Origin of the sequence: uncultured Agitococcus sp., assembly GCF_937920075.1 — a bacterium.
In the GTDB taxonomy this organism is placed as follows: domain Bacteria; phylum Pseudomonadota; class Gammaproteobacteria; order Pseudomonadales; family Moraxellaceae; genus Agitococcus.
In genome coordinates this window covers 1-10,567 of the sequence record NZ_CALETI010000117.1, presented here as the reverse complement: position 1 = coordinate 10,567, position 10,567 = coordinate 1, and the positions used below count along the sequence as shown (strand labels likewise).

The following is a 10,567-nucleotide window of genomic DNA, read 5'->3' as shown; positions in this document are numbered from 1 at the left end:
AAATAAATTTTTTAGTTGTTCAGAGCTTAAACCAATACCTGTATCAGTAATGGTAATCTGTAATTGAGAAGTATCTTTATTCATTTGAAATAATTGACGTACTTCTAAACGTACCGAGCCTTTTTGCGTAAACTTTAAAGCATTACTTAATAAATTAAATAAAATTTGTTGCAGACGTGTTGGATCACCTTCAACCCATTGCGGTAAGTTATCGTCAATGTCAAAAATCAGTTCAATATTTTTGTTTTTAACATTGGTTGATAGGATTTGTTGGGTAGATATAAATAGTTTGGGCAGATTAAAAATGGTGTTTTCTAAACTCAGGCCGCCCGAAGTAATTTTTGCATAATCCAAAATATCATTAATAATGCTAATCAGCAGTTTGCCAGAGCTTTTTAACAGATCAAGATAGTGCTGTTGTACATCGGTGAGTGAGGTTTTTTCTAAGAGTTGTGTCACTCCTAAAACCGCATTCATGGGGGTGCGAATTTCGTGGCTCATGCGTGCTAAAAAGTCGGTTTTAGCTTTGTTTTCGGCTTGAGCAATCGATATTTCTTTTTCGGTTTCTTCTTTATCACGTTTAAGGCTATTAATCCGTTGCGCTAAACCAATCGACAATAACACTTGTTGCGAAGCAAATGCTAATTGTGCGAGTAACATCACCACATTAATATTGCCCATACCAAGATTCATCATAATAATCATGGTCGCGCCAATAATTAACAATAAACCCCATGCAATCATAAATAGCTTGGCTTCAGCAAATCCCTCTAAATAACGTTGTAAGGCAATGATAAATAGCGAAATAATCAGTAAAAGCCCTAACAGTGAGTTGATTGAAGCAATCAAAGCGGTTGGCAATAAGAAGTGAAAAATACCTGCTAAGGCTAAAAATATAGCACTGTATTTTAAGACTTTATGAATCCGTGGGCTGTTTTTGGTGTTTAAAAATAAACGTGAAAAAAATAATCCAGAACTGAGTGCAAAAAAACTAAAACTATATAAGGACAGGTTATTCCATTGAGTAGCGTGTGGCCAAAACTGAAACAAAGAGCCTTGCTGGCTAGCAAAAAATAGTAAGGTACAACCCACATATAAAATATAAAAAAGCTGAACCTTTTCTTTAGTTAAAAACAATAAAAACAAATGGTAGAAAAATAAACCAATGACAATACCATAACCAATTCCTAAGATATTTTCATACTGTTTGCCAGCACTGAGAAAATAGTTGTAGGTGCAAATTTGTAGGGGTAAATAAAAATTGCCTGTGGTTTGGGCACGCAAATAAAATTGCATTTCACTACGTGCAGGAAGATCAATTGGCAAGGCAAGTGTGCGAATTTGTAGCTCACGCGTTGAATAGTCAACGGTGTCACCAATGCTCGTTTTAATATATTGATCGCCAAAAAAACTGAATAAATCAATTTGATCAAAGATATTAAAATTACTCGATAAAACCAGCTTAACAGGGAAGGGCTGTAGATTTTCTAGTTTAAATTTAAACCAACAGGTGGGTTGTTTAAAACCAAATGAAACCTCTGGTTTGGCAACGGGTTCAAACGATTTTTCTTTAATCGCTTCAATATCGAGTTGGTTGCTAGGGTCACAAAAATAACTGAGCTCTGTACCCAATGCAGCATGGTGAAAATTTTCATCAATCGGAATCGTGGCATGACTGGATGTCGTCCATAGGCTTAACAATGCACAACATAAGAGTGCCAAGTAATGCCACATAATGTTTACCTTTTCGTCTCTGAGTTTTGTTGTTGTTTTTTCAGCAATACAAATACAGCACCATTACCCCCGTCTTTGGCTGTAGCACTATGAAACGCTAAAACGGCTCGATGTTGTTGCAACCAGCCATTGACACAGGTTTTTAGCAAGCTGCCTTGGTTTTCTTGACTATAACCTTTGCCATGCACAATTTTAATGACGGTAATGCCTTCCTGTTGCGCATCAAAGATAATTTGTAAAACGGCTTCACGCGCTTGTTCAACAGTACAACCATGCAAATCGACAGCTGCACGCCAAGGTAAATGGCCATCTTTTAGTTTTTTGAAGACACTTTGTTGAATGCCGATGCGTTTAAAGCTGAGTGTCGCTTCTTGGGCAACTGGATTTAATAGGGCAATCGTATCAGAAATAGCTTCATTAGTGATTTCTTTTGCCCCTTCAGCTGCAGCACGTCGAAGCATGGTGTTATCATCAAGACGCTTATGCAACTGACGTTCAACAGGGGCAGTGGCTTCTAGTTGTAAGGGGGTAACACCTTTCATGGCTTGTGCCAAAAGTTGCTCATCAGATAAATGTTCATCATGACGTGTTGATTGGCTAGGCTTTGGCTTTACAACAGTAGTGGCAGCAAGCTTTTCTGCCACTAAAGTCTTTTTTAAATCATTCAGTAGTTTGTTTTTCATCACAAGTCGTCATATCACAAATATAGAGCAGGAGGCTATTGTTGAGTAAAAATGTCAACAACCCCTATATTTTGACGCAAGCGAAGTTGTTTGAACACTGCTACAATAGGGCAATTGTGTTATTTGTGAGGAATTGGGTGTGGAAGACTCCCTGTTAATACCATCAGCAACCTTTTCTGAAGCCGTTGCTGAATTATCCACTATTCGTGATTTTATCCGTTTTACCGTCACGTGTTTGCGTGCGGCTGATGTGCATATTGGTCATGGTAGCGAAGACCCGTTTGCTGAGGCCAATGCCTTAGTCATGCAAAGTTTATCATTGCAATGGTCGGCTGATGCTGAAATTTTAGATGCCAAATTGTTGAGTAGCGAAAAACAAGCCATTGTTGAGTTAATTGACAAGCGTGTTAATCAGCGTATTCCTTTAGGTTATTTATTAAATTTAGCCTATTTTTGTGGTCATCCCTTTTATGTCGATGAACGCGTATTAATTCCACGCTCACCGATTGCAGAGTTAATTAATAACCGTTTTGTTGATTACATCGAACAAGAACCACAACGTATTTTAGATTTATGTACAGGTTCGGGTTGTATTGCCATTGCCTTGGCTCATGCCTTTCCTGATGCCATTGTTGATGGCACAGACATTTCTTTAGATGCTTTATCTGTCGCAGCGGTTAACGTTGAACATCATAACTTGATTGAAAACGTTAACTTAATTGAATCAGACTTGTTTAGCAAATTACCTAATCAACGTTATGATTTAATTGTCAGCAATCCCCCGTATGTTGACGCACAAGATATGGCCGATTTGCCCAATGAATATCAAAAAGAACCCGAATTGGCTTTAGCCGCAGGCGCAGATGGTTTAGATATTGTACGTCAAATTTTGGCACAAGCCGCAGAGCATTTAACCGAAGACGGTTTGTTAGTGGTGGAAGTGGGGAACTCGGAATGGGCATTAGCCCAAGAGTTTTCCGACGTGCCTTTTACATGGATTGAGTTTGAGAAGGGTGGCTCTGGGGTGTTTGCGTTAACGGCTGAACAATGTCGTCAATATCAACAGCTTTTTAAGGACTGATGCGATAATGGCTTATTTTCTCACATTACAATCGTTTTCAACGATTTTATGTTCGCAAAACGCCCTTAATGCGGTGCATTGCATCAGTCCAATTTTTCAGGAGGCCTTATAAATGGCAGGTAATACTATCGGTCAATTATTTCGTGTCACTACCTTTGGTGAGTCACATGGTTTGGCATTAGGCGCGATTGTGGATGGTGTGCCACCGAATTTGTCACTCACTGAAGCCGACTTGCAACTGGATTTAGACCGCCGTAAACCCGGTACATCACAGTTTGCTACACAACGTAAAGAAGAAGACCAAGTTAAAATTTTGTCGGGAGTGTTTGAAGGTAAAACCACAGGTACACCGATTGGTTTATTAATCGAAAATACCGATCAAAAATCTAAAGATTACGGCAATATCGCCACAACGTTTAGACCCGGTCATGCTGATTATACCTATAGCCAAAAATACGGTTTTAGAGATTATCGGGGCGGTGGCCGTTCATCTGCACGAGAAACTGCCATGCGCGTTGCCGCAGGCGCAATTGCCAAAAAGTATTTATTTGAAAAATTTGGCATTGTCATTCGTGGCTTTGTGCAACAAATTGCCCATATTAAAGCCACTGAGTTAGATTGGGATTATGTGAATCAAAATCCTTTCTTTTGTGGTGACAAAAACGTTGTGCCTCAATTTGAAGAATTAATTACTCAATTACGCCGTGATGGCACAAGCTGTGGCGCACGTTTATGTGTGGTTGCGGACAATGTGCCTGTGGGTTGGGGCGAGCCTGTATTTGATCGTTTAGATGCCGATATTGCTCATGCGATGATGAGCATTAATGCGGTGAAAGCGGTCGAAATTGGTGATGGTTTTGCTGTTGTTGAACAGTTTGGCCATGAAGCTCGTGATGAATTAACGCCACAAGGCTTTACCGCTAATCACTCTGGTGGTGTGTTAGGAGGGATTTCAAGCGGTCAACAAATTGTGGTCTCGATTGCGCTTAAACCAACATCTAGTATTACCACCGCAGGTAAAAGTATTGATTTAGACGGTAATCCGATTGAGATGCTTACCAAAGGTCGTCATGACCCTTGTGTGGGTGTGCGTGCGACGCCGATTGCTGAAGCGATGTTAGCGATTGTGTTGATGGATCACTTTTTGCGTCATCGTGCGCAGAATGCAGACGTTGTACAACCGTTAAAACCGATTGCACCGTAAAAATAAAAAGCCCTCTAGTTGCGAGGAGGAGGATCGTGTGTCTAAGGCGAAAAGGAGGGAAAACAGCCAAGCACACGCAACGCAAGAGAGGGCGATGACTTGATAATAATGGCTATAACATATTATTCAAGGGTTTTTGCGAGATTTTTTGCTAAATGTTGACTTGTTCACAAAATTAAGTGTGTTAGTTTTTTTTAACACTTAACCATGCTGCTTCTGCCAAAATCTGAGCATGATCTTGTAATGCGGTTTTGGTGCGTCCTGCTAACCAATGGCGGGCATAATCATGGGTTGCGCCAATAACTAATGCAGACATTAACGTGGGTGGCAATAACTTAATTTCGCCTGATAACACATACGGCGTAAACCATGTTTGTAAAAACTGGTGAAAAGCTTTGTTATCAGCACTAAAGGTTTCGGCGGCTGAACCATGCTTCACCGCACCACGATGATGAAAACAATAACTTGCCCATGCAGGATTTTCACTAATCCATGCAATGTTGGCATAGACAATCGCTTTGATACCTTGTTCAGCACTTTGCGCTTGATTCACTCGATCTCGTAATAATTGGCCAAACTGGCGCATCCCTTCAATAAATAAAGCAGCCGCAATGTCTTCTTTACTACCAAAGTGGTGATAAATGCTGCCAACACTGGCATTGGACTGTTGGCGAATCATATCAATCGTTGTGCCTTCAATCCCATATTGATTAAAACAATCTAAAGCAGCAGCTAATATGGCTTGTGGGCGTGTCTTTGAGGTCATTTCGGTCATTGTATTGGCCTAAAATAATATTCTAGAATAATATTCTAATTTGTTTGAGGGCTTTCAAGATGAATAATTTACAACTTTTTCGTTTAGCACAACAATTACCCTTAGGGACTCGTTTGTTTAGCTGGGTGGTAAGTATGGTTGCACCCTATTTTCGCTCAATTCAGCCACACATAGAACAACTTGAACCTAATTATGCCCGAGTTGCCTTAAAAAATAGAAGAACTGTGCAAAATCATTTAAAAACGGTGCATGCCATTGCAATGTGTAATATGGCGGAATTAGCAGGAGGATTGATGACCGATGTATCAATTCCACAAGGTAGCCGTTGGATTCCTTCAGGGATGACAGTCAAATATCTAAAAAAAGCAAAAACGGATTTGGTGGCTGAAGCAAAAATGCCTGCTGTTGATTGGTCAACTGTGAAAGAGGTCATTGTGCCTGTTGAGATTCGTGATACTCAGCAACAGTTGGTGTTTACCGCTGAAATCACCATGAATATAAAACATAAATGATTAGGCTCTGTTGTCACTTTCTTTAAGAAAAAGACGTTACAATGTTATTTTTTAGCGTTGTTTCGTCTTTATGCCCATTTCACGCACTTTATATTGGCAGTTATCAGCCTTTTATTTTTTCTATTTTGCGGTGCTTGGCGGCTTTATGCCCTATTGGAGTTTGTATTTAAAACAGCTCCATTTTGATGAAAAAGCCATTGGTCAATTAATGGCAATAGGCATGTTAACCCGCATTTTTGCGCCAAATTTTTGGGGCTATTTAGCCGACAGCACAGGCAAGCGTATTGAATTGGTGCGCTTGGGTGCAAGCATGGTGGCGGTGTTTTGGGCGGGAATCTTTTTTGTTGGCAGTCATTTTTGGTTAATGGCAGCCGTATTGTTTGCCTATAGCTTTTTTCAAAATGCCATTTTAGCCCAGTTTGAAGCGGTGACGATTGGTCATCTTCAAGAACAACGTGCCTTATATGGTCAAATTCGTTTATGGGGATCATTAGGATTTATTGCCACGGTGGCAGGTTTTGGCTATTTATTAGATTTAATCAGTGTGAAATGGTTGCCGATTCTGTTGTTAATTTCGGCAATTGTTGCCGCTTTATGCAGTTATATTATTCCTAGTCCACCACAACAAATACACAGCAAAGATAAAAAGCCATTTTTGTATTTGTTAAAACAACCCTTATTGTGGAGTTTTTTTGCTGCCCACTTTTTATTGCAATTGTCTCATGCGCCATATTACAGTTTTTTTAGTTTGTACTTAGAAGAACACCACTATAGCCGAAGCACGATTGGTTTGTTGTGGTCATTGGGCGTATTAGCGGAAGTCATTGCTTTTACCCAAACCCATCGTTTATTAGCCAAGTTTTCAGAGTTACAACTGATTATGGCTTGTTTGTTATTAGCAGCGGTACGTTGGCTGGTTATTGCCGTGGCAGTGGATGTACCGTGGTTATTGTGGACAGTACAAACCTTTCATGCCTTTAGTTTTGCGGTGTTTCATGCGGTGGCGATGCAGTTTATTTTTAGGGAGTTTGATGCAGGCCAACAAGGGCAAGGGCAAGCGGTTTATAGTGCCTTATGGGGCTTGGGTGTGGCGATAGGTTCATGGTTGACAGGCATGGTTTGGGTAGCGTGGGGCGCAACATGGGTTTATAGCATCGCTGCTGGGGTTTGTGTGTTTGCTGCGCTGATCATGCTACATATTTGGTTGAATGATCATAGTTTAAAACTATGAAAAATTAAAATTTATATTATTGGTTTAATAGATTTTCCTTCTCTATTATTAAAACTGACCCTGTTAAGCGAACAAATAAGCGATAACTGCGTAAGCTCTATAAAGAAGGAAAAAATCATGACTACCGAATCTAAATGTCCCTTTGCAGCAATGCACAATAAAAGTAGCACAGTCGGTGCACGTTCTAATCGTGACTGGTGGCCAAAACAATTAAATTTGGCCATTTTACATCAACATAGTCCTGCCTCTAATCCCATGGATGCCGACTTTGATTATGCTGAAGCCTTTAAAAAACTAGATTATTCTGCTTTAAAACAAGACCTTAAAAACCTGATGACCGACTCCCAAGAATGGTGGCCAGCCGATTGGGGACATTATGGTGGTTTGTTTATTCGCATGGCATGGCACAGCGCAGGTACGTATCGCACGGCTGATGGTCGTGGTGGTGGCGGTACAGGCAATCAACGTTTTGCACCTGTGAATAGTTGGCCTGATAACGGTAATTTAGATAAAGCCCGACGTTTACTTTGGCCAATTAAACAAAAATATGGCAATCAAATTTCTTGGGCAGATTTAATGATTTTGGCAGGCAATGTTGCCTTAGAATCGATGGGCTTTAAAACCTTTGGTTTCGGTGGTGGCCGTGTGGATATTTGGCAGCCCGAAGAAGATATTTATTGGGGTAATGAAGACACTTGGTTAGGTGATAAACGTTATACAGGTGAGCGTCAATTAGATAATCCCTTAGCAGCTGTGCAAATGGGGTTAATTTATGTTAATCCCGAAGGGCCAAATGGTAATCCTGATCCTGTCGCTTCGGGCAGAGATGTGCGTGAAACCTTTGGCCGTATGGCAATGAATGATGAAGAAACGGTGGCTTTGGTCGCTGGTGGTCACACCTTTGGTAAAGCGCATGGTGCAGGCGACCCCAAATTAGTGGGTGCAGAACCTGAAGGAGCAGCGATTGAAGAGCAAGGTTTAGGTTGGATTAATCAGTTTGGCTCAGGCAAAGGCGTACACACCACAACTAGTGGTATAGAAGGTGCGTGGAAACCCAATCCAACGACATGGGATAACGGCTATTTTGAGATGTTGTTTGGTTATGAATGGGAGTTAACGAAAAGTCCAGCAGGTGCACATCAATGGGTGGCCAAAGATTGTAAGCCTGAACATATGATTCCAGATGCTCATGATCCCAGTAAAAAACATCCACCAATGATGACTACGGCAGATTTATCTTTACGTTTTGACCCAGCCTATGAACAGATTTCGCGGCGTTTTCTGCAAGACCCTAAAGCCTTTGCCGATGCCTTTGCGCGTGCATGGTTTAAATTAACCCATCGTGATATGGGGCCAAAAGCTTTGTATTTGGGCAAAGAAGTCCCTGCTGAAGATTTAATTTGGCAAGACCCGATTCCTGCTGCTGATTATGCACTGATTGATGAGCAAGACATTGCCAACTTAAAGGCCGCAATTTTGGCATCTAGTTTAACTGTCGCTGAATTAGTGTCTACAGCGTGGGCATCTGCTTCCACTTTCCGTGGCTCAGATAAACGTGGTGGTGCTAATGGTGCGCGTATTCGTTTAGCCCCACAAAAAGATTGGGCGGTTAATCAACCTGCACAGCTCGCTAAAGTATTAGCCGTTTATCAAGAAATTCAGCAGCAATTTAATCAAACCCAAACGACAGGCAAAAAAGTCTCATTAGCGGATTTGATTGTGTTGGGAGGTAATGCTGGCGTTGAACAGGCCGCAAAGGCCGCAGGTCATGCTGTGACAGTGCCGTTTAATGCAGGCCGAACCGATGCTAGCCAAGCACAAACTGATGTTGAATCTTTTGCTGTATTAGAGCCACAGGCTGATGGTTTTAGAAACTATCAAGCCAAAACCTTTAGTGTCGGTGCTGAGGAGTTATTAATTGATAAGGCGCAATTATTAACCTTGAGTGCGCCTGAAATGACGGTGTTGGTTGGTGGTTTGCGGGTCTTAGGGGCAAATTATAATGGCTCGGCAATGGGCGTGTTTAGTGCGCGACAAGGCCAATTAAGCAATGACTTTTTTGTCAATCTGTTGGACATGGCCACGGTTTGGCGACCAACATCCGAGCAAGCCGATGTATTTGAAGGGCGTGACCGCAAAACAGGGCAGGTTAAATATTTAGGTTCGCGCGTCGATTTGATTTTTGGTTCAAATTCGCAATTACGCGCCATTGCGGAGGTGTATGCCCAACAAGATAATCAAGCTAAGTTTGTCAAAGATTTTGTGGCGGCATGGACAAAAGTGATGAATTTAGACCGATTTGATCTTAATAAATAAACCAAAAATGGCAAAAGAATCTCCTCTCTGACGCGTGTTTTGGGAGGAGATTTTTATTTTTTAAAATTTAAACTATGATACTATGGGGGGTATATTGAACCGAGTAATTTACCATGAATAAGCCTGAAAATAAGCAACAAACAGAATTGTTAAAACGTCTTGCCCGTGTTGAAGGACAGATTCGTGGTATTCAAAAATTAATTCAACAACCTGATGCTGATTGTGAAAAGGTGTTGCAACAAATGACCGCTGCGCGTCGTGCTTTAGATAAGGCTTTTTTTGAGATGTTGGCGTGTGTGATTGAAACTAATGTTTTAGATGAGCAACAAGGCGATGCTGCCCAACGGATGAGCGAAGTTAAAGAGTTATTGACGCGGTATGCGTGAGAAGTGTGGGTTTATGAAAGAAAAACCGTAGTGTCAAAACAAGACGTGTTTTGGTATAAGGAGCGTATAGCTAACCATAATTTGACACGATCATGATTACAGAAAGCCTTATCCACCACTGTACCCGCTGCCATTCAACCAACATATTCAAGAACGGCCACAACAAAAGTGGCAATGCACAATTCAAATGTAAAGACTGTGGTCGTTCAAGTGTGCTTAAACCCACCGTTAAATACACTGAAACACAAAAAGAGTTGATCATCAAAACGTATTTTGAACGTGGTAGTCTGCGCGGAATGCGTCGTCTATTTGGTGTTGCACCCACAACCCTCACCACATGGATAAAAAAAGCCAGCAATCCGATTCTGACCACGTTGCTCCCAGTGATCTGCCCTTAGAATAACGGACACCTCTAACATGACGAGAGTTTACTCTCTTTTAAGGGTGTCCGTTATTCTAAGGGGCTTTGTTGCACAAATTACTGTTTAGGCATAAGTTGCCCTTAGCCCCAACTACATTAAAAGACACGTTTAGTCACTGGCGTACCCAGATGAGTGAAACGGTTTAAAATAGCGACACGCACTTGTAACTCTGTAACCTGACGATCAAAGTCCCTAGCCATAACACGCTCACCCAATAATTTAA

10 protein-coding genes and 1 pseudogene are annotated in these 10,567 nt (G+C 41.2%); 7 read left to right on the top strand and 4 right to left on the bottom strand.

Features of this window, described 5'->3' with window-relative positions; translation table 11 throughout:
• Both Q0212_RS04315 and Q0212_RS04310 read right to left on the bottom strand, forming a co-directional pair.
• Positions 1-1,734: hybrid sensor histidine kinase/response regulator (locus Q0212_RS04315; RefSeq protein ID WP_297922739.1), on the bottom strand; the 1,734-nt coding region annotated here is incomplete at its 3' end.
• Positions 1,735-1,739: 5 nt separating this feature from the next.
• The gene (locus Q0212_RS04310) at positions 1,740-2,417 is read right to left on the bottom strand and encodes a Smr/MutS family protein (protein ID WP_297922736.1); all 678 of its coding nucleotides are present in this window, start codon (positions 2,415-2,417) and stop codon (positions 1,740-1,742) included.
• 151 nt (positions 2,418-2,568) lie between these two features.
• On the opposite strand from Q0212_RS04310, the gene prmB reads away from it, so the two are divergent.
• Both prmB and aroC read left to right on the top strand, forming a co-directional pair.
• Positions 2,569-3,498 carry a 50S ribosomal protein L3 N(5)-glutamine methyltransferase gene (gene prmB / locus Q0212_RS04305; protein ID WP_297922742.1) on the top strand — a complete coding sequence of 310 codons (930 nt, stop codon included), beginning with the start codon at positions 2,569-2,571 and terminating at the stop codon, positions 3,496-3,498.
• A gap of 112 nt (positions 3,499-3,610) precedes the next feature.
• Positions 3,611-4,702 (top strand): chorismate synthase, encoded by a 1,092-nt coding sequence (gene aroC, locus Q0212_RS04300; protein ID WP_297922733.1) that lies wholly within the window; start codon positions 3,611-3,613, stop codon positions 4,700-4,702.
• Between the two features lie 184 nt (positions 4,703-4,886).
• Here aroC and Q0212_RS04295 read toward each other — a convergent pair whose 3' ends face one another.
• Positions 4,887-5,477, bottom strand: a complete 591-nt coding sequence (locus Q0212_RS04295) for a TetR/AcrR family transcriptional regulator (RefSeq protein WP_297922730.1) — start codon at positions 5,475-5,477, stop codon at positions 4,887-4,889.
• A gap of 59 nt (positions 5,478-5,536) precedes the next feature.
• Here Q0212_RS04295 and Q0212_RS04290 point away from each other — a divergent pair, with 59 nt between their 5' ends.
• The 5 genes from Q0212_RS04290 to Q0212_RS04270 all read left to right on the top strand — a co-directional run bounded on the left by Q0212_RS04290 (position 5,537) and on the right by Q0212_RS04270 (position 10,320).
• Positions 5,537-5,989, top strand: a complete 453-nt coding sequence (locus Q0212_RS04290) for a hotdog fold domain-containing protein (RefSeq protein WP_297922726.1) — start codon at positions 5,537-5,539, stop codon at positions 5,987-5,989.
• Positions 5,990-6,059: 70 nt separating this feature from the next.
• Complete coding sequence (locus tag Q0212_RS04285; RefSeq protein ID WP_297922722.1) at positions 6,060-7,220, top strand: MFS transporter; 1,161 nt, start codon at positions 6,060-6,062, stop codon at positions 7,218-7,220.
• 117 nt (positions 7,221-7,337) lie between these two features.
• Positions 7,338-9,536 (top strand): catalase/peroxidase HPI, encoded by a 2,199-nt coding sequence (gene katG, locus Q0212_RS04280; RefSeq protein WP_297922719.1) that lies wholly within the window; start codon positions 7,338-7,340, stop codon positions 9,534-9,536.
• Between the two features lie 113 nt (positions 9,537-9,649).
• Positions 9,650-9,922, top strand: a complete 273-nt coding sequence (locus Q0212_RS04275) for a metal-sensing transcriptional repressor (RefSeq protein ID WP_297922714.1) — start codon at positions 9,650-9,652, stop codon at positions 9,920-9,922.
• Positions 9,923-10,014: 92 nt separating this feature from the next.
• Positions 10,015-10,320 (top strand): IS1 family transposase, encoded by a 306-nt coding sequence (locus Q0212_RS04270; RefSeq protein ID WP_297922711.1) that lies wholly within the window; start codon positions 10,015-10,017, stop codon positions 10,318-10,320.
• Positions 10,321-10,439: 119 nt separating this feature from the next.
• Here Q0212_RS04270 and Q0212_RS04265 read toward each other — a convergent pair.
• Positions 10,440-10,567, bottom strand: a pseudogene (locus Q0212_RS04265) (IS5/IS1182 family transposase); the annotation flags it as partial.